The sequence below is a fragment of the Novosphingobium olei genome, assembly GCF_037076535.1.
GTDB classification, from domain to species: domain Bacteria; phylum Pseudomonadota; class Alphaproteobacteria; order Sphingomonadales; family Sphingomonadaceae; genus Novosphingobium; species Novosphingobium olei.
This window is the reverse complement of the sequence record NZ_AP029021.1, coordinates 335103-355522: the sequence shown is the minus strand read 5'-3', so window position 1 is coordinate 355522 and position 20420 is coordinate 335103. Positions and strand designations below refer to the sequence as shown.

Below are 20420 nucleotides of genomic sequence, written 5' to 3'. Positions count from 1 at the left end.
CTGCGGGCGAAGGGGTCAGGGGCTCGCTCAACGTGCCTTCGGCTTGTTCGAAGCCGACGCCTTCTTGTCGCGTGCCACGGCGCGGTCGATGTCCTGCTGGTCCTTCGCGCCTTGCGCCTTCAGCTGCGGATGGCGGCTGTAGAGATAGCGCTGCTGGCCGATGGTGAGCAGGTTCGAGGTGATCCAGTAGATCAGCAGCCCGGTGGCAAACGGTGCCATCACGAACATCATCATCCACGGCATGATGCTCATCACCTGCTGCTGCGCAGGGTCCATCGCCGAAGGCTGGAGCTTGAACTGCAGCCACATCGTGATGCCCAGCAGGATCGCCAGCGGGCCGATGGCAAGGAAGCTCGGCGGGGTGAACGGCAGCAGGCCGAACAGGTTGAGCACGTGCAGCGGATCGGGCGAGGAAAGATCGTGGATCCACAGGCCGAACGGCTGGTGACGCATCTCGATCGTCAGCACCAGCACCTTGTACAGCGCGAAGAACACCGGGATCTGCAGGAAGATCGGCAGGCAGCCGGCGAGCGGGTTGACGCCCTTCTGCTTGTACAGCGCCATGATTTCCTGCTGCTGCTTCTGCTTGTCGTCCTTGTAGCGTTCCTGCAGCGCCTTCATCTTCGGCTGGATCGCCTTCATCGCCGCCATGCTGGCGAACTGGCGCTGGGCGATCGGGAACATCATGCCGCGTACGATCAGCGTCAGCAGGATGATTGCCACGCCGAAGTTGCCCACTGTGCGGAACAGCGAATCGAGCAGCCAGAAGATCGGCTTTTCGAACCAGCGGAACCAGCCCCAGTCGATCGACAGCGACAGGTTGGTCACGCCCTGCTTTTCGTAAGCCTCAAGGATCTTGTTTTCCTTGGCCCCGGCGAACAGGCGCACGTTCTGCGTCTGGGTCTGCCCCGGCGCGACGGTAACCGGCTGGTACAGCAGATCGGCCAAGAACAGGCCGTTGCCCAGCGCGCGATAATCGCCATCCACCTTTGCGCCCGCATCGGGGACAAGGGCCGACAGCCAGTAGATGTCGGTAAAGCCGATCCAGTTGGGCTTGCCTGCGGCGGCCACGGTGCCGGCGGCGGTCACGTCCTTGTAGTTGGTTGCGAAGTTCACCGATCCGTCGAACGCGCCGATCGGGCCCGAATGGACCTGCCAAGTATCGACGCTCGCGGTGCGGTCGGTGCGGTTGATCTGCGCGATCGGCTGCACGACGACCGGCGCCGCACCGGCGTTGGTCACGCTCTGCGTCGCGGTGATCATGTAGTTTTCGTCGATCGCATAGCGGATCGCGAAAGTCTGACCGGTGGGGTTGGTCCACTTGAGCGTGACCGGGGTCGCCGGCGTCAGCTTCGCGCCCTCGACCGTCCACTGCGTACGCTGGTCGGGCACGGCAAAGCTGCCCTTGGCTGCCCAGCCAAGCTGCGCGAAATGCTGCGCCGGGGTGCCGGCGGGGGAAAACAGGCGAACCGGCGCGCTGGTCTTGTCGAGCGCTTCGCGATGACGGGCCAGCGTCAGGTCGTCGATCGCGCCGCCGATCAGGTTGATCGAACCCTTCAGGCCCGGCGCGTCGATGGCGACGCGGGTGGGCGCGGCCAGCGCCTGCGTCAGGTCCTGCTTTTCCAGCGCCTGGTCGGCGGGGTTCTGTAGACCGCCTTCGCGGGTGGGCTTGGCGGGCGCGGCATCGCCGGCGGCAGCGGGCGCGGAGGCAACGGCCTTCGGCTTCTGCGCGCTCTGCGGGTAGAAATACCGCAGGCCGATATCCCAGCCGATCAGCAGCAGGCCCATCAGGACCACCGTGAGGATCAGGTTGCGCTGGTTTTCCACTATGCCTCGCGTTCGTTCAAATCGTCGTCAGGGGAATGTCTCTCGGCGCCGGTCCCGCGCCGCTCAGGGCACCGGATCATAGCCGTGGCCGCCCCATGGGTGGCAGCGCAATAGCCGCTTCACGGCAAGCCAGCCACCCTTAATCGCACCATGCTTTTCCAGCGCCTCGATCGCGTACTGCGAACACGAAGGCGCATAGCGGCACGATGGCGGCAGCACGCGCGAAGGACCAAGTTGCCAGCCCTTCGCCACCAGGATGAGCAGCCGTTTCACTTGCCGCGCCCGTGGAGGTTGGGTGCCGACTTGCCCGTCGCCTTGCCCCCCGGTCCACCCTTGCGCCCGCCCCGGCCGCGCGGCGGATCGCCCTTGCCCGCGGCGGCCCGCGCCAGTGCGCCGGCCAGTTCCTCGCGCAGCAGGGAAAAGTCGCGCTCGATTCCCGTCTCGCGGCCGATCAGCACGTGGTCGGCACCGGCGACGCCGCTGGTGGGAAGCAGTTCGCGCAGCAGCGCGCGGAAGCGGCGCTTCATGCGGTTGCGCACCACCGCATTGCCGATCTTCTTGGTCACCGTCACGCCGAAGCGCTGCGATCCGTCGCTGCGTTCGAGTGGGTTCACCAACAGCACAAATCCGGGCCTTGCGACCCGGATTGCATGGTTTGCGGCAAGGAAGTCCGCCCGCTTCGCAATGGTCGCAAGCTTCGGCGTCATGGCAGACGCCCCGCCCGGACCTTGCGTCGGGTCGGCGATCAGGCCGAAAGCTTCTTGCGGCCGCGGGCGCGACGGGCGCGCAGCACCTTGCGACCGCCGACGGTGGCGGTGCGGGCGCGGAAGCCGTGGCGGCGGGCACGCACGAGGTTGCTGGGCTGGAAAGTGCGCTTCATCGGTCTGCTCTTTTCGTTCGAATCGGATGGCTGGTCGCCCCGGCAAGCGAGGTGACGCGGAATCAGGGGGCGGCGCATAGGCAAGAGCGCGCCCGGCGTCAAGCATTCGCGCCACGCGGATGCCCTCTGCATGCCCCCTGCTGTACCATTGCCGTTGCGCCTAACATAGGTTAGGCACGCCCGCCTATGGCCAGCGATCCATCCGCCGAGCCCCGGCTGCAGGCACGCTGGTGGCGCCGCGCTCCACGCGTGCCGACGCTGGCCCTGTTCACCGTCGTCGCGATGGCGCTGCTCGGCACTTTTACCCTGATCTTCGCGACCGTCGAGGCCGAACGCGTGCAGCGCGAGCAGGCGACACGCACGTCCGCCGTGCTGGCCGCGCTCAACGGACTGGTCACCGCCGCGATCAACGGCGAAACGGCGCAGCGCGGCTACTTCATCACCAACGATCGCCGCTACCTGACGCCCTATTTCCGCGGGCGCTCGGACTACGAGCGCGAGAGCGAGGCCCTGCGCCAGCGGCTCGGCAACGAAGTCAACGAACAGCAGCTTGCCCTGCTCGAGGAGATCGACCGGCTGGGCGATGCCAAGTGGGCCGAGATGTCGGCCACGATCAAGCTGGTCGAACAGGGCCGCATCGTCGATGCGCAGACCCGCATCCTGTCCGACGAGGGCCAGATCGCGATGGACGGCCTGCGCTCTGCCGTGCGCCGGCTCGAGGTGTCCGAGCGCGCGCATCTCGACGATGCCACCCACCGCGCGGCGAAAGCCGAAGGGCGCATCGTGCCCTCGCTCGCGCTGCTGTTCGTCGTCATCGTCTGCGCGCTGGTGCTGGGGCTGTGGCAGGCGATCCGCACCGCGCAGGCCGAAGCCGCCGCCGCCAATGCCGACGCCATTGCCGAAGCACGCGACCGGGCTGACCTTCTGGCCAAGGAGTTGAACCACCGCGTGAAGAACATCTTCGCGGTGGTGCTGGCCATCGTGAAGATGTCGGCGCGCAACGATCCAGAGGCCGCCCCCGCCGTCGACCGCATCGCCAAGCGCATCCATGCGCTGGTCACCGCGCACGACGTGACGCAAGGCTCGCCCGGCGAAACGCAGGTCGATATCGCCGATCTCGTCGGCAAGGCGCTCGCCCCTTACCGGTCGAGCAGCGAGAAGTGCGAAGTGACGGGCGGGCCGCTGGTGATTTCCGGCCGCCATGCCGTGCCACTGGGCCTCGTGCTGCACGAGCTGGTCACCAACGCGGTCAAGTACGGCGCCTGGGCGCGCCCGGGCGGCTTGCTCAAGGTTGACTGGCGCCAAGAGGCCGGCCGCGTACGGATGCGCTGGACCGAACAGGGGCAGGATTTCGTGCCCCCGCAAGGCGGCAAGCCGGGGCGCGAAGGCTTCGGCTCGATGCTGATCCGCAGTTCCGAACGCCAGCTCGGCGGCACCATCGTCCGCCGCTTCGAAGCCGAAGGCATCGTCGTGGAGCTGGATTTCCCCATCGAAACCTGAAGCGCGGGACACCCCGCGAGCCACAAGAAAAGGCGGCAGTTTCCCGCCGCCTTTCCGTTGGTTTTCAGGCAAGCGCCCTGCGCTTACCCGTGCTTGGTTTCGCGGATCGGCTGGACCATGCCGGGGCTGAGGAACCCGATCGGACTGGGCTCCATCGCGCGCTTCTTGAGCTCGCCCTTCATCCGGCCGTATTCGGCTTCCATGTCCTCGGTCACCGTCGCGCGCGAATCCTCGAGCGCCTCGGCAAAGTCTACTCCGATCACCTGCTGCACTTCGCCGCCGGCGCGACGGATGGCGTTGAGGCCGGCCCGGCGCACCACGTCCTCCAGATCGGCGCCGGTGAAGCGCTCGGTCTTCTTCGCCACGTCTGCCAGATTGACGTCCGCGCCCAGCGGCATGTTCGCGGTGTGGATGCGCAGGATGTGCTCGCGCCCTTCCGCGCTCGGCGTGCCGACATAGACCAGCTCGTCGAACCGGCCCGGGCGCAACAGCGCCGGATCGACCAGGTTCGGCCGGTTGGTCGCACCGATCAGCACCACCGACTGCAGTTCTTCAAGGCCATCCATTTCGGCAAGGATGGTGTTGACCACGCGCGCCGTCACCTGCGGTTCGCCCACCCCGGTCCCGCGCGCGGGCACCAGGCTGTCGATCTCGTCGATGAACACCACGCACGGCGCGACCTGCCGGGCGCGGGCGAACAGCCGCGCGATCTGCTGCTCGCTCTCGCCATACCACTTGGACAGCAAGTCGCTCGACTTGATGGCGATGAAGTTCGCCTCGGCCTCCTTGGCAACCGCCTTGGCCAGCAGCGTCTTGCCGGTTCCCGGCGGGCCATAGAGCAGGAAGCCCTTGGCCGGCCGGATGCCGAGCCGGTGGAACGCCTCGGGGTTCTTGAGCGGCAGCTCGACGCCTTCGCGCAACTTCTCCTGCGCGTCGTCCAGACCGCCGACATCGGACCAGCCGATCGTCGGCGCCTGCACCATGACTTCGCGCATCGCCGAAGGCTGTACGCGCTTCAACGCCTGCAGGAAGTCGTCGCGGTCAACGCGCAAGCTGTCCAGCACGTCCTGCGGGATCGTCTGCTGCTCGAAATCGAGCTTGGGCATGATCCGACGCACGGCCTCGATCGCCGCCTCGCGCGCCAGCGCGGCAAGGTCGGCGCCGACGAAGCCGTGCGTCGTCCGGGCGAGTTCCTTGAGGTCGACATCCTCGTCCAGCGGCATGCCGCGGGTGTGAATGCCCAGGATCTCGCGCCGCCCGCTTTCGTCGGGCACGCCGACCACGATCTCGCGGTCGAACCGGCCCGGCCGGCGCAGCGCCTCGTCGACCGCGTCGGGCCGATTGGTCGCCGCGATCACCACCAGGTTGGACCGCGCCTGCAGGCCGTCCATCAGCGTCAGCAACTGCGCGACGAGGCGCTTTTCCGCCTCGCCCTGCACCTGGCTGCGCTTGGGCGCGATCGAATCGATCTCATCGATGAAGATGATCGAAGGGGCGTTCTTGGTCGCCTCCTCGAACACTTCGCGCAGGTGCTTCTCGCTCTCGCCATAGGCCGAGCCCATGATCTCGGGCCCATTGATGGTGAAGAACGATGCATCGCTTTCGTTGGCGACGGCACGCGCCAGCCGCGTCTTGCCGGTTCCCGGCGGGCCATGCAGCAGCACGCCCTTGGGCGGCTCGACGCCCAGGCGCGTGAACAGTTCGGGATAGCGCAGCGGCAGTTCGACCATCTCGCGCAGCTGGCGGATGGTGTCGGTCATGCCGCCCACGTCGTCGTAATTGACGTCGGCGCGGCTCGAACGCGGCTCTTCGTACTCGGCGCGCAGTTCGACTTCGGTGTTCTCGTCGATGTGGACCACGCCCTTGGGCACGGTCGACACCACCGTCAGACGGATCTGGGTCAAAGCGAAGGCCGGCGCGTTCAGCATCTGGCGCAGCTGCGGCGGCATGTCGCCGCGATTGACCTGCTGCTGCCCGGCCGTGGCGACGAGATCGCCCGTCACCAGCGGACGACCGGCAAAGTTGCGCTTCAGCGCCGCCGCCGGGCCCTGCAGGCGCAAGTCGCGCTGCGCCGGGGCGAACACCACGCGCTGCGCCGGGCGGCTGTCCGCCTTGCGCACTTCGACATGTTCGCCCGAACCGACATCGGCATTGGCGCGCTGCAACCCGTCGAGGCGGATCAGTTGGAGCCCTTCGTCCTCGGGATAGGGCAGCACCGCGCGCGCCGCCGTGCTGCGCTTGCCGACGATCTCGATGACGTCGCCCTCGGTCACGCCGAGCTGGCCCATCACCGCGCGGCTGATCCGCGCGATGCCGTGGCCGCTTTCTTCCTGCCGCGAGCCTGCGACCTGAAGCCGCACGACCCTGCTGTCGGGGATGGTTGCCGCGTCTGCCATGAAAAACCGCCTTCTTTCCGTCCAGCGAATGGGACCGGCATCCCAGCTAGGAACCGGCGCGCGGGTTTTCAAACGCCGCTCGCCGTCGAAGGTTGCGACAGCGCGCGTCAGTCCCCGATCATCGCCACCAGATTGCCTGCGGCTTCGGCGAATTCCTCGCGAAATTCCTGCACCACCGCCCGCGCCGAACGCACCTGCTCGACAAGGCCGACCCCTTGCCCGACGAAATAGCTGACCAGATCGCGCGCGCCCTGGTTACCGCCTGCCGCCGCCTTTTCGATCTGGCGGAACGATGGTTCGGAAACGAGGCCCATCAGCGGCATGGGCAGCGTGCCGGGGCTGTCCGGCCCTTCCCACGCCTCGTGCCAGCCGGTCTTCAATTGCCGCGCGGGCTTGCCGGTGCGCGCCTTCGATCGCACCGTGTCGCGGCTGCGCGCGGCCACCATCTTGTCGCGGAAGGTCTCGCTGGTCTCGGCCTCGGTCGTCGCCAGCCACACCGATCCGCACCACGCCCCTTGTGCGCCCATCGCCATCATGCCCGCCATCTGGCTGCCGGTCATGATACCACCGGCGGCCAGCACCGGCGTCTCGTAGCCCGCAGATTTCAGCGCGCGGACCACTTCGGGGACCAGCACGATCGTCGCCACTTCGCCGCAGTGGCCGCCGGCTTCGCCGCCCTGCGCCACGATGATGTCGACGCCGGCCGCCGCCTGGCGCAGCGCGTGTTCCTTGGCGCCGACCAGCGCGCCCACCGGAATGCCGCGCTTGTGCGCCTCCTCGATCATGCTGGCAGGGGCGATGCCCAGCGCGTTGGCGATCATCCGGATGGGATGGCGAAAGGCGACCTCCATCAGCGCAAGGCCGATCTCGGGCGTGATGCCCGCGCCTTCGGGCACGCCCATGTCCTCGCCCACCGGCGGCACGCCGTAGCTGTTCAGCAGGTTGCTGGTGAACGCCTTGTGCTCCGGGCTGATCGCCGCCGCGCGCGCGGCGTTGGTCGAAAGCGCCAGCACGCGCGGATCGACCGTTTCGGGCACCAGCACGTCCACGCCATAGGGGGCGCCATCGATGTGCTCGTCGATCCAGGCGAGTTCGCGCTCGAACTCTTCGGGAGAGAAGGCCGCCGCGCCCAGCACGCCGAAACCACCCGCCTTGCTCACCGCAACCACCACGTCGCGGCAGTGACTGAAGGCGAAGAGCGGGAATTCGCAACCGACCATGCGGCTCACGGCGTTGTTCATCGGGTCCATCCTCTCGTCCGCCGCGCACCTCTTGCGGCGGCCTTGTCGGGCAGAGGATGTCCCACAACGCGACGGCAATTTCCAGTCGATTCTTAATCGATCAATTAACTCGTGACATGAAGTTGACACGCGTCTTGCATATGCAAGACATGTCCTACATCGCGGACGCCCATTATAAGACCGCGAAATTCAGCGGAGGACGAATAATGCCAAATTATATCAGCAGCTTGACCAAGCTATGCGAGCATCTGCGCTCATGCTGCCTGCAAGTGGACATTTGCCCATTGTAGTCTGTCAACTTTGTCAACTTGGGGCCTTGCGATAGTCCTCGATGATCGCGCCGGTCTCGGCCAGTTCGGCCTCGTGGCTCTCTTCCCGCCAGCTCTCGATCAGCGCTTCGGCTTCCCACTGGCGCATCGGTTCGCAGGCAAGGATGTGATCGACCCAGGCCTGCCCTCGCCCGACGTCGAGCCCATAGGTCCGGATGCGGAAGGCGACCGGAGCGTAGAAGGCATCGACCACGCTGAAGCGTTCGCCCGCCAGCCACGGGCCGCCGAAGCGGTCTAAACCTTCCTCGAAGATCTCGCGGATGCGGCCCACGTCCTTCACCAGCGGCGGGCGCATCGGCTTGGGGCTGACCCGCACGCCGACGTTCATGGTGCAATCGTTGCGCAGAGCCGAAAAGCCCCCGTGCATTTCGGCCACGACGCAAGCCGCCCACGCCTTGGCCGCCGCATCATCGGGCCACACGCCGCCGTGCCGGTCGGCAAGGTACAGCGCGATGCCCAGCGAATCCCACACCGTCCGTTCGCCATCGATCAGCACCGGCACCTGCCCGGTCGGCGAAAAGGCGCGGAACTCGTCGTAGTTGACCGGCTTGGCAAACGGTTCGAGCCGGTCGGCGAAGGGAATGCCCAGCGCCTTCATCAGCACCCAGGGGCGCAGCGACCAGCTCGAATAGTTCCGGTTGGCGGTGATCAGGGTGTACATGCGGGGCCTCCTTCGCTGGCGACCCCGCCGCCTGCCAGATCAGGCCTCGAAGTGCGCGGTCGTCTTGGCCTTCACTTCGTCCGCCGTGACGCCGGGCGCAAGCTCGATCAGGCGGAAGGGCGAGGAATGATCCGGCCGCTGGAACACGGCAAGGTCGGTCACGATCATGTCGACCACGTTGCGCCCCGTCAGCGGCAGGGTGCAGGCCGGGATGAACTTGGGGCTGCCGTCCTTGGCGCAGTGTTCCATCACCACGATGATCTTCTTGACGCCGGCGACAAGGTCCATCGCCCCGCCCATGCCCTTGATCATCTTGCCGGGCACCATCCAGTTGGCGATGTCGCCGTTCTCGGCCACTTCCATCGCGCCCAGCACGGTCAGGTCGATGTGCCCGCCGCGGATCATCGCGAAACTCTGCGCGCTGTCGAAATAGGCCGACTGCGGCAGCTCGCTGATCGTCTGCTTGCCGGCGTTGATCAGGTCGGGATCTTCCTCTCCCGCAACCGGGAACGGCCCGATGCCCAGCATCCCGTTCTCGCTCTGCAGCGTCACGGTCATGCCGGCGGGGATGTGGTTGGCCACCAGCGTGGGGATACCGATGCCGAGGTTGACGTAGAAACCGTCCTCAAGCTCGCGTGCGGCCCGGGCCGCCATGTCGTCACGTGACCAGGGCATCAGGCGGTCTCCTTCTCGCGAACGGTGCGGAACTCGATCTTCTTGTCGTAGGGGCTGCCGACGATCAGCCGCTGGACGTAGACGCCCGGCAGGTGGATCGCGTCGGGATCGAGGCTGCCCGTGGGGACGATCTCCTCGACCTCGACCACGCAAGTCCGGCCGCAGGTGGCGGCAGGCACGTTGAAGTTGCGGGCGGTCTTGCGGAACACGACGTTGCCGGTCTCGTCCGCCTTCCACGCCTTGACGAGGGCGAGGTCGGCGAAGATGCCTTCCTCGAGGATGTAGTCTTCCCCGTGGAAGCTCTTCACTTCCTTGCCTTCGGCCACCAGCGTGCCGACGCCCGTCTTGGTGTAGAAGCCGGGGATGCCCGCGCCGCCTGCCCGCATCCGTTCGGCGAGCGTGCCCTGGGGGCAAAATTCGACCTCGAGCTCACCCGAAAGGTACTGGCGTTCGAACTCCTTGTTCTCACCCACGTAGGACGAGATCATCTTCTTCACCTGCCGCGTGCGCAGCAGCTTGCCGATGCCTTCGTTGTCGATGCCGGCGTTGTTGCTGGCGAAGGTCAGGTCCTTCACCCCGCTGTCACGCACCGCATCGAGCAGTCGTTCGGGAATGCCGCAGAGGCCGAAGCCGCCACACGCGATCAGCAGCCCGTCGCGCAGCAGCCCGTCGAGCGCGGCGGCGGCATCGGGGTAGAGCTTCTTTGCCATCAGATCCTCCGAATTGTCGGCAAAGCCTACCCCGGACAACCAATCGAAAATAGCGATACTTTTTTATCTTATCCGATAAACTGTAGTGATGCGTCGCCTAGCCCTCTATCACCTCGAAACGCTGCTGTGGATTGCCCGGCTCGGCACCTTCCGCGCGGCCGCCGAGCGGCTCAACACAACCCAGCCGGCGATATCGGCGCGAGTGCGCGAGATGGAGGAGCAACTTGGCGTCGCGCTGTTCCGCAAGGAAGGGCGCGGCGTGGTGCTGACCGCCAAGGGTCGCGAACTGGTGCGTGACTGCGAACCGCTGTTCGCCGGGTTCGAACGCGCCCTGCTGAAGGCGAGCGACTTTGCCGGCGCCACGGGCGTGGTGCGGGTGGGCGCGGGCGAGATCGCGGCGGCGACCTGCCTGCCCGGCTTCGTCAACGCGGTGGAGCAGGACCTGCCCGGCGTTTCGCTCGAGATTGAGATCGACCTGACCGCGCGGATGCTGCAGCAGGTGCAGACCGGCCGCAGCGATCTGGTGTTCCTGGCGGGCCCGGTGGCGAGCCCGGGGCTGGTCACCGCGCCGATCGGGGCGGTGGCGCTTGTCTGGGTGGCGAGTCCCGAGACCGCAAAGGCGGGGTTCGATGCGCCCTTACCGGTGTGGACGCTGCCGACCAACTCCCCAATCCACGGCGCGATGCGCGAAAGCCTTGCCGCGAACGGGATGGCGGCGCGGGGTATCGCCACCTGCAACAACGTGCGCCTGCTGATCGAGATCGTGCGCGGCGGACGCGGCGCAGCGGTGCTGCCAGAGCCGATGGTCCGCGCCGATCTTGCGAGCGGGGCGCTGGTCGAGGTGCTGCCCCGCCCGGCGCGCGAGGTCCGCTTCGAAGCCGCGATCCGCGGGCGCGAGGAAGACCCGCTGATCCTGGAACTGTTCCGGCGGGCCAGGACCCTGCGGATCTGACCTCAGGCGTTTGCCAGCAGGTCTATGCCAACCGCCTGCGACAGGTCGGCGAGCGCCTGTTCACCGCTCGTCACCTTGATCGCGTGCATGCCGAGCGCGGCGGCCGGCTTGCAGTTGATGCCAAGGTCATCGAGGTAGACGCAGTCCGACGGGGCGAGGCCGAGGTGATCGCACATCATCTGGTAGATGCGCGGATCGGGCTTGCGCACGCCCGCCTTGCTGCTTTCGATCACGTGTTCGAAGCGCGCGAAGATCTGCTCCATCTCATCGGCCTTGTCACCGCTGCGGGCCATGCCCGCACCGTGTCCCGTGGGCACGTTGTTGGTGATGCAGCCGAGGCGGAAGCCCGCAGCCTTGAGCGTATCGAGCGCGCGCACCATCGCGGGGCGCACCGCGCCTGCCAGCACATCGAGCACCGCGCGGCCTTCCAGCGCGTGGCCGAGCGCGGCTGCTTCTTCGCCGAACAGGCGGTCGAATTCGTCGCGGCCGATCTCGGCACGTTCGAACAGCGCCCAGGCGTTGGTATCGGGATTGCGGGCGTTGATCGAGCGGATGAAATCCTTGGGCAAGCCGCGCTCTGCCTCCAGCCGGTTGAACGCCTCGAACGGGGACGAGGTGATGACCCCGCCGAAATCGAAAATCACCGCCGCAAAGGCCATTCGCCCGTTCCTCTCATGCCAGGTTTCGCGCCTTCCTTAACGGATCAACTAATCGCCGCAAGGCCCGCGCAGCGAACGCCGGCACCGCGCGCGGCCCGATGGCGCCAATTGCCTGAATTTTCGCAGATTTGACCTGGATCATGTGCGAATCGGCCAAGCGGCCCCATCGTGCTCTGGATCGAGACCAAGGAGGATCCCCATGCGCTCCATTCTCTGCCCAGCCGACAACGCCAAAACGCTCGACGACCGTGTCGAAACCGCGCTTGCCCTCGCCCGTGCCACCGATGGCCACGTGACCTTCCAGATCGCCACGCCGTTCGCGCAGATGGCGCTGTGGGAGCCGTTCGGCGGCGCCGCGCTTTCCGCCGTGGCGATCAACGAAGTGCGCGCCGAGGACGAACAGCTTGCCGCCACGCTGAACCAGCGGCTGGGCCGGCAGGACGTGCCCTTCGACGTGACCGTGGTGGACGATGGCCGCGTCGAAGGGCTGGCCGCCGCTTCGCGCTTTGCCGACGTGATCGTGGTCAGCCTGGACGATCCGGCGCTGGAGGAAGTGACGCTGGAAGTGCGGTGCCCTGTGCTGGCACTGCCGCGCGGAGTGCCGATGCTGGCTTTCGATGCACCGGTGGTGGTGGCCTGGGACGGAGGATACGAATCCGCCAACGCCCTGCGCGCCAGCCTTCCGCTGCTGCACCTTGCCCCGGCGGTGCACCTGCTGACGGTGCGCGAGAAGTCGGACGATTTTCCAGCGAGCGAGGCTGCCAGCTATCTTTCGCGGCATGGCATCCATGCCGACGTGCACGAGGTGGAGCCCAACGGGACGATCGCCTTCACCATCGAACAGGCGGTGCTTCGGCTCGGCGCCGGACTGGTGGTAATGGGCCTGTTCGGCAAGAGCCGCTTGCGCGAACTGCTGCTTGGCGGGGTGTCCCGTTCGATGCTGGACCGCGCGCAAGTGCCGCTGCTGCTGGCGCATTGAGGCGGGCGCGGCTATCCTGCCCCTGACAATCCGGGGGCAGGAGATCGTTGAGCGTGAAAATCCGCCTCTCGCCCGTGATCGGGCTGGTCCTGCTGGCCGCCTGTTCCAGGCAATCCCCCACTCCGCCGATCGATGCGACGGCGCCCGACGCTGCGGCAAGCGCCGACGTGCAGGCGCGGACGACGCCGCTGGCCGCCCCTTCTCCGGCATCAAGGGCGAGCGCGGAACCACTGGACCTGCCCCGAAAGCTGCGCGCGATCGGCACCGAGCCGTTCTGGAGCGCGGACGTTGTCGGCACGACGTTGACGTACGGCACGCCCGATTTCCCCTCGGGCATGTCGATCACCGTGGCCCGGCGCGATGGGCCCGGCTTTGCCGAATGGAGCGGTGCGCTGGATGGCAAGCCGCTGACCCTACGCATCGAGAAAGGCCCTTGCAGCGATGGCATGTCCGACCGCATCTATCCCTATCGGGCCACGCGGACGATCGGTCCCGAGATCGAGCGGGGCTGCGCAAAGTCGCGCTGATCTTGTCCACGGCCTTTGAAAGGGGAGACGAGATGAAGCCGATTTCCATGCTTGCCGTGCTGGGCGCGCTGGCGCTGGCCCACCCCGCCGCAGCGGCGCCGAAAAAGGCGGCGAAGCCCGATCCGGTCGGCGTCGCAATTGCCGACAGCCACCGCAGCGATGCCAATCGCAAGCTCGACGAAAGCCGGATGCCCGACAAGGTGCTGGCCTTCGCCGGGTTCAAGCCCGGAAGCGCGGTGGCGGATTGGGGCGCGGGCGGCGGGTATTACACCGAACTGCTGGCGGACGTGGTCGGGCCCAAGGGTCGGGTCTATGCCATCAACAGCCCCGCGTTTGCCAAGCCAGAAGTGTGGGTGGCAATCACGCAGGCGCATCCCAACGTGCTCAGCCTGCTTGCACCGGCACAGGCGCAAGTGCTGGCGCCCGGAAGCCTCGACGGGATCTTCGCGCACCTCGAATACCACGATCTGTACTTCGTATCGGAGAAGTACCAGCACCCCGCGCTCGACGTGCCGGCCGTGCTGAAGAACTGGTTTGCGGCGGTCCGCCCCGGCGGCACCGTGGTCATCATCGACCACGTCGGCCCGGCGGGCGACCCGCGCGCGGTGGTCGACAAGTATCACCGCATCGATCCGGCACGGGTCAGAGCTGATCTGGAAGGGGCAGGCTTCGTGTTCGAAGGCAGCAGCGACGTGCTGCACCGCACTGACGATCCCCATGACGTTGGCGTCTTCGATCCTGCCGTTCGCGGCAAGACGGACCGATTTATCCTGAAATTCCGCCGACCCTGACCTTTTTCACAGGGGTCAGTTGCATTAAATGCAACCGAATTGACCCATTTCGCACTTGCACAAAAGCCGAGTCGCGAGCATATAGGACAGGCCTTTCAGGCATCCTCTCCCAAAACTTCCAAGCCCGGCTGGCAACAGCCGGGCTTTTTTTCGGCCATCGTTTGCCGCAGCGCAGGTTGTCGCCGCCCCATCGGCACGGCGCGAACCCGTCAGTGTCTGGTGTCGTTGGGCGCGGTCCCGTTACGGGCTTCGCCCTCGCGCGCGTTGAGCTTGGCCCACAGGCCTTCGGTACCCGCCTCGACCGCCTTGTTGACGTATTGCGAGGCGACCAGCCAGCCCTTGAACGGGCGCAGCGTGGCAAGGCAGCCGATGCCCAGGATCGGCACCGAGGTCAGCAGGTGGACCCACCACGGCGGATCGTAGGCAACCTGGACCCAGACCGCGATGAAGGTCAGCGGAAAGGCGGTAATGCACAGCGCGAAGAAGGCCGGGCCATCGTCCGCGTTGGCAAAGCTGTAGTCGAGGCCGCAGGCCTCGCACTTGTCGGCGAGCTTGAGCCAGCCACGGAACATCGGGCCCTTGCCGCAACGCGGGCAGCGGCCCTTCCAGCCGCATTCGACGATCCAGCGGAACTTGGGATTGCTAAACAGGGCCATCGCGAGGATCCTTCCTGCCGCCGCCGATAGGCTTGCAGGGCTGCCCCCACAAGCGCTGATCGGGAACAATCGGCTCTGCCGGGAGTATACCGCGCCATGCTCAGACCGCTCAAAGCCTTCCGGGAGCGGTTCCTGGATGTCCTCGCCTCGATCTACATCTACAACGAACACCGCGGCTACACGTCGCTAGACCGCGTGCTCGAAGCAGTGCGCGCGCGATGCCCGGATGAAGCCGGGTTCATCGCCGCGGTCGAGAAGCACCGCGCGGACGAGCGCAAGCATTACGTCATGTTCCGCCGCTGGTTCGAACGGCAGGGCCGGATGCCCCTGGCGGTCGACCGGACCTGCGGGCACATCGACCATTTTATCGAGCGTGTTTTCGGCTGCCCGATCGAAGAGCTCGACACCGCGGAGATCGTCTCAAATCCAGCCCGCTTCGAACAGCTGTGCCGGGTGATCATGCTGACCGAACAGCGCGGCGTGACGCAAGTCGACGTGCTGCTGCGCAACCGGCACGTGAAGTCGGACGCGATTCTGTCGCGCATCTTCCGCATCGTGGAAAAGGACGAGCCCGACCACTGGCAGCCCTATGCGCGCTGGCTGCTCAAGAACGGGCGGGCCAAGGCGCGCTGGCGCGAGGTCTGGGCCGACTGGTGCATTCACAAGTCGCTGATGCTGGTGAAGCTGCCGTCGCTTTTCCTGCGCCGATCCACCCCGCGCATGGCCGCGTGGCCCGACGAGATCGCGCCCGCCGCGTGACCTGATGCCTAGTGGTCCGCGGCCATCTGGGGCATCGGCCCGGACGCGTTGCGGTTGACTTTGACCAGGGCGAGTACCGGAATCGTCGCCCAGCAAACCAGCGCCATCAGGAAGAAATCGTTGAGATAGGCGATCATCGCCGCCTGCTGGTTGACCATGCCATCGACCACGCGCGCGACGCTTTCCGCCGCGCCGCCATAAGCGGTGATGCGGTCGAGATCGGCAGGTACGCTCATCCGCGTGATGCGCTCGGTCAATTCGGCGTGGTTGCGCTGGATGCCCTGGCTCAGCAGCACGGTGACGACCGCGATGCCGATCGAGGAGCCGATCGAGCGGCACAGGTTGAGCAGGCCCGCCGCATCGGTGCGGTATTGCCCGGGCAGCGTCGAGAACGCGATCAGGTTCACCGGCATGTAGGTGAAGCTCATCCCGATGCCCTGGATCACGCCCGACACGATGATCGGCCCGGTCGGCATGTTGGGCGACCACCCCGCCATCATGTGCAACGACCATCCGGTCACCACCAGACCGATGCCCAGTGCAAGGCGCGGGTCCATCCTGCCCATGAGCTTGCCGAACACCATCATCGAGGCGAGCATGCCGATGCCGCGCGGGGCGAGCAGCAAGCCGGCGTCGATCACCGGATAGCCATAGAGGTTCTGCAGCAGCCCCGGCATCAGCGCCGATACCGAGATCAGGATCGAGCCCATCAGGAACTGCAGGCCCATGCTGACAACGAAGTTGGGGTCGGAAAAGATGCGCCGGGCGTAGATCGGACGGGGCGTGGTGGAAAGATGCACCACTGTCAGCCACGCGCCCACCGCAGCGATGACCGCATAGGTGACGATTTCACCAGAGCCGAACCAGTCCTTGGTTTCGCCCCGGTCGAGCATCAGCTGGAAAGCGGACAAGGCGAGCGCGACGAACAGCCAGCCGAGGATATCCATGCGCTGCGGGCGGACCTGCGTGCGTGGAAGCAGCGCAACGAGCACGAGCGCGGCGAAGATGCCCACCGGCACGTTGATGAAGAACACCCAGCGCCAGTCCGAATTCTCAGTGATCCAGCCACCCAGCACCGGCCCGGCGATGGGGCCGAGCATGATGCCCTGGCTGAACAGGCTCATCATCTTGGGACGTTCTTCGGGTGTCGACACGTCAAGCATGACGGTCTGAGCAAACGGGCCGAGAAAGGCACCGAACAGACCCTGTGCGACGCGGAACAGCACCATCTGGGTAAGGCTCTGCGACAGGCCGCAAAGCACCGAGGCAGCCGTGAAGCCGATCACGCAGATGACGAAAACACGACGCAAACCGAAGTTCGAGACGAGCCAGCCGCCCAGCGGCAGCGCCACCGCCGAGGCAAGCACGTAGCTGGTCAGCACCCAGGTGATCGTCTCCTGCGTGGCTGAAAGGGATGCGCGCATGTGGGGCAGCGCCACGTTGGCGATCGTGGTGTCAAGGATCTGCATGACCATCGCGGCCATCACCGCGACGATCAGCAGCGGCCGGTTCGCCGTCTGCAATGGCGCCGCCGGGGTGGCGGCAGCGGGCGATTCAGTCCTTGCCGACATGGACCTTGACCAGCGCGCTGAGCCCCGCGATCAGCGGACGGTCGGTCTTTTCGTCAATGGCGATGCGCACGGGCACGCGCTGGATCACCTTGACCCAGTTGCCGGTGGCGTTCTGTGCCGGGAGCACGGCGAATTCGGAACCGGTTCCCACGCCAATCGAATCGACATGGCCCTTGAGCCTGAGGCCTGGATAGGCATCGAGCCGGATTTCCGCCGGCTGGCCCGCACGCATCCGGGCAAGGTCGGTTTCCTTGAAATTCGCTTCGACCCGCGCGCCTTCGTCGCGCACGATCGAGAGCATCGGCACGCCGGCAAAGACCATCTGGCCGATCTGCAGGCGATTGATCTGGGTGACGCGGCCATCGGCCGGCGCGCGCACGACGGTGCGCGTCATGTCGAGCGCGGCCTTGGCGCGGACCGCCTGGGCGGCGGCGATGGCGGGATTGACGCCCGGCACCTGCGCGCCGTTGGCAAGCTGGGCCTGCGACTTGGCGACCTCGGCCTCGAGCGCGCGAAGCTTGTCGCGCGCGCTGGCGACGGCAAAATCGGCCTGGTCCATGCTGGCGCGGGTGTTGAAGCCGCGATCCATCAGCGCCTTTCCGCGCGCATAGTTGGCTTCTGCGAGCCGCACTTCATCGCGCGCGGCGGCAAGATCGGCAGCGCTGGCACCCACGTCGGCCTGCAGCGCCGTGACCTTGGCCTGGGCAGAGGCGATCTGCGCATCGGCCTGCTGCATCGCCACGCGGAACGAGGAGGGATCGATGGTGAACAGCACGTCGCCCGCCTTGACGTGCTGATTGTCGCGCACCGCCACCTTGACGATGAGCCCATTCACTTCAGCGGCGATCGAGACGATGTCCTGCTTGACGTAGGCATTGTCGGTTTCGACCTCGCCCGGGCTGCCGAACCAGTACCACAGCCCCCCGCCGATGATCAGCGCGGGGACAACGGTCATCAGCACGAGGCGAACGCGCTTGCGGCGCGTGGCGGCGGCATGCTCCTTCGCCGCCTGGGCAGCGTCCTGGTGGATAGGGAACGGGTCGGCTTCGGCCATCGCTGTCACTCGGCTGCAATTCTGGAAGTTAAGGGAGAGGAAGCGCCAGGCGTTTCGCCCGGCGCATCGTCGAGAAGGTTGGCGCGCACCCGTCCGAGGAGGGTGAGCAGCATTTCGTGTTCGTCTTCGGACAGACCCTGCAGCGCTTCGGCAAAGACATCGTCGGCGCATTCGCGCAAATGCGCCATCTGCGGATCGGCGGCCTCGGTCAGGAACAGGCGCCAGGCGCGACGGTCGGCAGGATCGGGTCGCCGTTCGACGAGGCCCGCCTTTTCGAGCCGGTCGATCATCCGTCCGGCGGTGATCGCCTCCACCTCAAGCCAGGTGGCGAGCGCGCACTGGTTCATGCCCGGCGAGCGCTGAAGCGCGGCGAGCACGCGCCATTGCGGGCCGGTGACGCCGAGCGTGCGCGCCGCGACATCGAACCGCTTGCGGATCAGGCGACTGACATCCGCGGACAGGAAGGCGACGTTGTTCTGCATTTTCCATGGCGATAATAACTATGCTTATTACCGTCAAGGAAGCTCGAACTAGTCATAGCCCTTATGAGGCCGGTGCGGCCTTGGGTCAGAGCGCCCGCATCAGCCCCGGGACATGCGCGAGCAGTTCGCGGGCGAGGAAACCCAGCGGGCCAGTCTGTTCGGCGCAGCGCCGCCCCGCCTCCCCATGGAGCCACACCGCCCATGCCGCTGCGATCCGCGGCGATGCGCCGCGCGCCGCAAGCCCGGCAACGATGCCGGCCATGACATCGCCCGATCCGCCGGTCGCCAGCCCCACACCGCCGCCGGCATAGGCGAGCGTTTCGGCCCCCGGCGCCGCGACGAGGCTGGTTGCGCCCTTCAGCACACAGACCGCGCCGAAGCGTTCAGCGGCGCGGCGCACGGCAGCGGGGCGGTCCGCCTCTATGGCTTCGGCGGGTTCGCCGAGCAGCGCGGCCATTTCCCCGATGTGCGGCGTGAGCACGGCGGGGCGCGCACGCCGGGCAACCCTTGCGCCGTGTTCTGCCAGAACCATCAGCGCGCCCGCATCGAGCACCAGTTCGGCATCGCCATCGTGGGACAGGAGATCGCCGACCAGACGACGCGCCGCGTCATGACAAGCAACGGCAGGGCCGGCGATCACCGCATCGGCCCTGCCCGCAAGCGTATCCAGCAACGCCCCGCAGGCGCCCAGTTCGCCGTTCTCTGCTTCTGGCATGGCGTGGACGGCGATTTCGGGCATGGCGACGCCCAGCGCCATCGCCGCGCTGGCGATCGTGGCGACCTGCACCTTGCCCGCGCCCGCGCGCAACGCGGCTTCGGCGGTGAGGCGAATGCCGCCAGGAACGGTAACGCAACCGCCGACGACAAGCACCCTGCCCCGGCCGTTCTTGTCCGCATCCGAAGCGGGTTGCGGCAGCGGGTGCGCGCGCAGCCAGTCGCTATCGAGCGGTTCGAGCCGTTCACCCACGCGCGGCGACCATCTTGTCAGGCGCGGCGGTGACGGGGGTGTCATCAGCAACCATCGGCGCGGTGACGTTGTAGCGGGCGAGCACCAGCGCGCCGTGGTGGCCCGCTTCCGGATCGAACCGATATTCGGTGATGCCGCAGTTGGCGACATCGCCTTCGCGGTCGATCGCCAGCACCTGCGCTTCGTCCAGCCCTTCGATGATGTAGCGCAGACACAGCACCACGACCTGATGGGCGACGATCATCACCCGGCGACCGGCATGGTGGAGCGAAACCGTGTCCATCAGCGCGCGCAGGCGGAAGATCACGTCGACCCACGATTCCCCGCCGGGCGGGCGGTGGTAGAACTTGCCGAGCAGGCGGCGCAGTTCGGCCTGTTCGGGCTGGAGTTCGTGAATGCCGCTGGTGGTCAGGCCATCGAGGATGCCGAACTCCTTTTCGCGCAGGCGTTCGTCGATGCACACCGGCTCATCGGGGGTGCAGCCGCCATTGGCGCGGAAAAGCTGCGCAGTTTCCACCGCGCGGACGTAGGGCGAGGCCAGCAGAACTTCGGGCCGGCCATCCTCGTGCGCTTCGGCGAACCAGCGCCCGAGCGCCGTTGCCTGCTGCCGGCCGAGATCGGACAAGGGCACGTCCACATCACGGTGGGTGAGCGGGATGCGCGCAAGGCCCTGTTCGGTGGCGGCATCGCGCGCCAGGTTGCCGGCGCTTTGCCCGTGGCGCACGATCCACAGCACCGCCGGCCAGCGCGAAGCGCCAAGTGGCGGATAAGGCGAGGGAATTTCCGATGCTCTGTCCATCTGCG

At 66.8% G+C, this 20420-nt stretch carries 22 protein-coding genes; 6 read left to right on the top strand and 16 right to left on the bottom strand.

Features of this window, described 5'->3' with window-relative positions; all coding sequences use genetic code 11:
• Positions 1–27: 27 nt before the first annotated feature.
• From yidC to rpmH, 4 genes are all read right to left on the bottom strand, one after another.
• Positions 28–1827, bottom strand: coding sequence for a membrane protein insertase YidC (yidC, locus tag AACH40_RS01745; RefSeq protein WP_338643946.1), 1800 nt, complete (start codon positions 1825–1827; stop codon positions 28–30).
• A 63-nt stretch (positions 1828–1890) separates the two neighbouring features.
• The gene (gene yidD / locus AACH40_RS01740; protein WP_169494421.1) at positions 1891–2100 is read right to left on the bottom strand and encodes a membrane protein insertion efficiency factor YidD; all 210 of its coding nucleotides are present in this window, start codon (positions 2098–2100) and stop codon (positions 1891–1893) included.
• A complete protein-coding gene (rnpA, locus tag AACH40_RS01735; protein ID WP_338643945.1) occupies positions 2097–2534 on the bottom strand; it encodes a ribonuclease P protein component in 438 nt (145 codons plus the stop codon). The genes yidD and rnpA overlap by 4 nt, the downstream gene beginning before the upstream one ends.
• A gap of 38 nt (positions 2535–2572) precedes the next feature.
• Positions 2573–2707: a 50S ribosomal protein L34 gene (gene rpmH, locus AACH40_RS01730; protein ID WP_058735136.1), complete on the bottom strand. Its 135-nt coding sequence runs from the start codon at positions 2705–2707 to the stop codon at positions 2573–2575.
• A 186-nt stretch (positions 2708–2893) separates the two neighbouring features.
• Here rpmH and AACH40_RS01725 point away from each other — a divergent pair, with 186 nt between their 5' ends.
• Positions 2894–4207 (top strand): sensor histidine kinase, encoded by a 1314-nt coding sequence (locus AACH40_RS01725; RefSeq protein ID WP_338643944.1) that lies wholly within the window; start codon positions 2894–2896, stop codon positions 4205–4207.
• 83 nt (positions 4208–4290) lie between these two features.
• On the opposite strand, the gene AACH40_RS01720 is transcribed toward AACH40_RS01725, so the two are convergent.
• The 5 genes from AACH40_RS01720 to AACH40_RS01700 form a co-directional block, all read right to left on the bottom strand.
• Complete coding sequence (locus AACH40_RS01720; protein ID WP_338643943.1) at positions 4291–6603, bottom strand: CDC48 family AAA ATPase; 2313 nt, start codon at positions 6601–6603, stop codon at positions 4291–4293.
• 107 nt (positions 6604–6710) lie between these two features.
• On the bottom strand, positions 6711–7844 hold the full coding sequence (locus AACH40_RS01715) for an NAD(P)H-dependent flavin oxidoreductase (protein ID WP_169494417.1): 1134 nt from the start codon (positions 7842–7844) through the stop codon (positions 6711–6713).
• Positions 7845–8147: 303 nt separating this feature from the next.
• Positions 8148–8834: a glutathione S-transferase family protein gene (locus AACH40_RS01710; RefSeq protein ID WP_338643942.1), complete on the bottom strand. Its 687-nt coding sequence runs from the start codon at positions 8832–8834 to the stop codon at positions 8148–8150.
• 39 nt (positions 8835–8873) lie between these two features.
• The gene (locus AACH40_RS01705; protein ID WP_338643941.1) at positions 8874–9509 is read right to left on the bottom strand and encodes a CoA transferase subunit B; all 636 of its coding nucleotides are present in this window, start codon (positions 9507–9509) and stop codon (positions 8874–8876) included.
• Positions 9509–10219, bottom strand: a complete 711-nt coding sequence (locus tag AACH40_RS01700) for a CoA transferase subunit A (RefSeq protein WP_338643940.1) — start codon at positions 10217–10219, stop codon at positions 9509–9511. The genes AACH40_RS01705 and AACH40_RS01700 overlap by 1 nt, the downstream gene beginning before the upstream one ends.
• An 88-nt stretch (positions 10220–10307) precedes the next feature.
• Between AACH40_RS01700 and AACH40_RS01695 the strand changes: the two genes are divergently transcribed.
• A complete protein-coding gene (locus tag AACH40_RS01695) occupies positions 10308–11171 on the top strand; it encodes a LysR family transcriptional regulator (protein ID WP_338643939.1) in 864 nt (287 codons plus the stop codon).
• A 2-nt stretch (positions 11172–11173) separates the two neighbouring features.
• On the opposite strand, the gene AACH40_RS01690 is transcribed toward AACH40_RS01695, so the two are convergent.
• A complete protein-coding gene (locus AACH40_RS01690; protein ID WP_169494412.1) occupies positions 11174–11830 on the bottom strand; it encodes an HAD-IA family hydrolase in 657 nt (218 codons plus the stop codon).
• Between the two features lie 199 nt (positions 11831–12029).
• Between AACH40_RS01690 and AACH40_RS01685 the strand changes: the two genes are divergently transcribed.
• Genes AACH40_RS01685 through AACH40_RS01675 form a run of 3 tightly spaced genes read left to right on the top strand, consistent with a single transcriptional unit; the run spans position 12030 to position 14127 of the window.
• The gene (locus AACH40_RS01685) at positions 12030–12809 is read left to right on the top strand and encodes a universal stress protein (protein WP_338643938.1); all 780 of its coding nucleotides are present in this window, start codon (positions 12030–12032) and stop codon (positions 12807–12809) included.
• 53 nt (positions 12810–12862) lie between these two features.
• On the top strand, positions 12863–13336 hold the full coding sequence (locus tag AACH40_RS01680; protein ID WP_338643937.1) for a hypothetical protein: 474 nt from the start codon (positions 12863–12865) through the stop codon (positions 13334–13336).
• Between the two features lie 32 nt (positions 13337–13368).
• A complete protein-coding gene (locus AACH40_RS01675) occupies positions 13369–14127 on the top strand; it encodes a methyltransferase (RefSeq protein ID WP_338643936.1) in 759 nt (252 codons plus the stop codon).
• Positions 14128–14336: 209 nt separating this feature from the next.
• Here the strand turns inward: AACH40_RS01675 and AACH40_RS01670 are convergent, their stop codons facing one another.
• A complete protein-coding gene (locus AACH40_RS01670; RefSeq protein ID WP_169494408.1) occupies positions 14337–14783 on the bottom strand; it encodes a DUF983 domain-containing protein in 447 nt (148 codons plus the stop codon).
• A gap of 96 nt (positions 14784–14879) precedes the next feature.
• On the opposite strand from AACH40_RS01670, the gene AACH40_RS01665 reads away from it, so the two are divergent.
• Positions 14880–15542: a ferritin-like domain-containing protein gene (locus AACH40_RS01665; RefSeq protein ID WP_338643935.1), complete on the top strand. Its 663-nt coding sequence runs from the start codon at positions 14880–14882 to the stop codon at positions 15540–15542.
• An 8-nt stretch (positions 15543–15550) separates the two neighbouring features.
• Here the strand turns inward: AACH40_RS01665 and AACH40_RS01660 are convergent, their stop codons facing one another.
• The 5 genes from AACH40_RS01660 to AACH40_RS01640 form a co-directional block, all read right to left on the bottom strand.
• Positions 15551–17113: a DHA2 family efflux MFS transporter permease subunit gene (locus AACH40_RS01660; protein WP_338643934.1), complete on the bottom strand. Its 1563-nt coding sequence runs from the start codon at positions 17111–17113 to the stop codon at positions 15551–15553.
• A complete protein-coding gene (locus tag AACH40_RS01655; RefSeq protein ID WP_169494405.1) occupies positions 17097–18167 on the bottom strand; it encodes an HlyD family secretion protein in 1071 nt (356 codons plus the stop codon). The genes AACH40_RS01660 and AACH40_RS01655 overlap by 17 nt, the downstream gene beginning before the upstream one ends.
• Positions 18168–18172: 5 nt before the next feature.
• Positions 18173–18649 carry a MarR family winged helix-turn-helix transcriptional regulator gene (locus AACH40_RS01650; RefSeq protein ID WP_169494404.1) on the bottom strand — a complete coding sequence of 159 codons (477 nt, stop codon included), beginning with the start codon at positions 18647–18649 and terminating at the stop codon, positions 18173–18175.
• Positions 18650–18734: 85 nt separating this feature from the next.
• Complete coding sequence (locus AACH40_RS01645) at positions 18735–19616, bottom strand: NAD(P)H-hydrate dehydratase (protein ID WP_338643933.1); 882 nt, start codon at positions 19614–19616, stop codon at positions 18735–18737.
• Entirely contained in the window at positions 19609–20415 is an 807-nt protein-coding gene (locus AACH40_RS01640; RefSeq protein ID WP_169494402.1) for a histidine phosphatase family protein, read from the bottom strand. Before AACH40_RS01640 ends, AACH40_RS01645 begins: the two co-directional genes overlap by 8 nt.
• Positions 20416–20420 lie beyond the last annotated feature (5 nt).

Bases quoted from the DNA above. Each gene is read 5' to 3' on its own strand.
- rnpA (WP_338643945.1), bottom strand. From the start codon at position 2,534: ATGACGCCGAAGCTTGCGACCATTGCGAAGCGGGCGGACTTCCTTGCC.
- rpmH (WP_058735136.1), bottom strand. From the start codon at position 2,707: ATGAAGCGCACTTTCCAGCCCAGCAACCTCGTGCGTGCCCGCCGCCAC.
- AACH40_RS01725 (WP_338643944.1), top strand. From the start codon at position 2,894: ATGGCCAGCGATCCATCCGCCGAGCCCCGGCTGCAGGCACGCTGGTGG.
- AACH40_RS01720 (WP_338643943.1), bottom strand. From the start codon at position 6,603: ATGGCAGACGCGGCAACCATCCCCGACAGCAGGGTCGTGCGGCTTCAG.
- AACH40_RS01715 (WP_169494417.1), bottom strand. From the start codon at position 7,844: ATGAACAACGCCGTGAGCCGCATGGTCGGTTGCGAATTCCCGCTCTTC.
- AACH40_RS01710 (WP_338643942.1), bottom strand. From the start codon at position 8,834: ATGTACACCCTGATCACCGCCAACCGGAACTATTCGAGCTGGTCGCTG.
- AACH40_RS01705 (WP_338643941.1), bottom strand. From the start codon at position 9,509: ATGCCCTGGTCACGTGACGACATGGCGGCCCGGGCCGCACGCGAGCTT.
- AACH40_RS01700 (WP_338643940.1), bottom strand. From the start codon at position 10,219: ATGGCAAAGAAGCTCTACCCCGATGCCGCCGCCGCGCTCGACGGGCTG.
- AACH40_RS01695 (WP_338643939.1), top strand. From the start codon at position 10,308: ATGCGTCGCCTAGCCCTCTATCACCTCGAAACGCTGCTGTGGATTGCC.
- AACH40_RS01690 (WP_169494412.1), bottom strand. From the start codon at position 11,830: ATGGCCTTTGCGGCGGTGATTTTCGATTTCGGCGGGGTCATCACCTCG.
- AACH40_RS01685 (WP_338643938.1), top strand. From the start codon at position 12,030: ATGCGCTCCATTCTCTGCCCAGCCGACAACGCCAAAACGCTCGACGAC.
- AACH40_RS01675 (WP_338643936.1), top strand. From the start codon at position 13,369: ATGAAGCCGATTTCCATGCTTGCCGTGCTGGGCGCGCTGGCGCTGGCC.
- AACH40_RS01670 (WP_169494408.1), bottom strand. From the start codon at position 14,783: ATGGCCCTGTTTAGCAATCCCAAGTTCCGCTGGATCGTCGAATGCGGC.
- AACH40_RS01665 (WP_338643935.1), top strand. From the start codon at position 14,880: ATGCTCAGACCGCTCAAAGCCTTCCGGGAGCGGTTCCTGGATGTCCTC.
- AACH40_RS01660 (WP_338643934.1), bottom strand. From the start codon at position 17,113: ATGTCGGCAAGGACTGAATCGCCCGCTGCCGCCACCCCGGCGGCGCCA.
- AACH40_RS01655 (WP_169494405.1), bottom strand. From the start codon at position 18,167: ATGGCCGAAGCCGACCCGTTCCCTATCCACCAGGACGCTGCCCAGGCG.
- AACH40_RS01650 (WP_169494404.1), bottom strand. From the start codon at position 18,649: ATGCAGAACAACGTCGCCTTCCTGTCCGCGGATGTCAGTCGCCTGATC.
- AACH40_RS01640 (WP_169494402.1), bottom strand. From the start codon at position 20,415: ATGGACAGAGCATCGGAAATTCCCTCGCCTTATCCGCCACTTGGCGCT.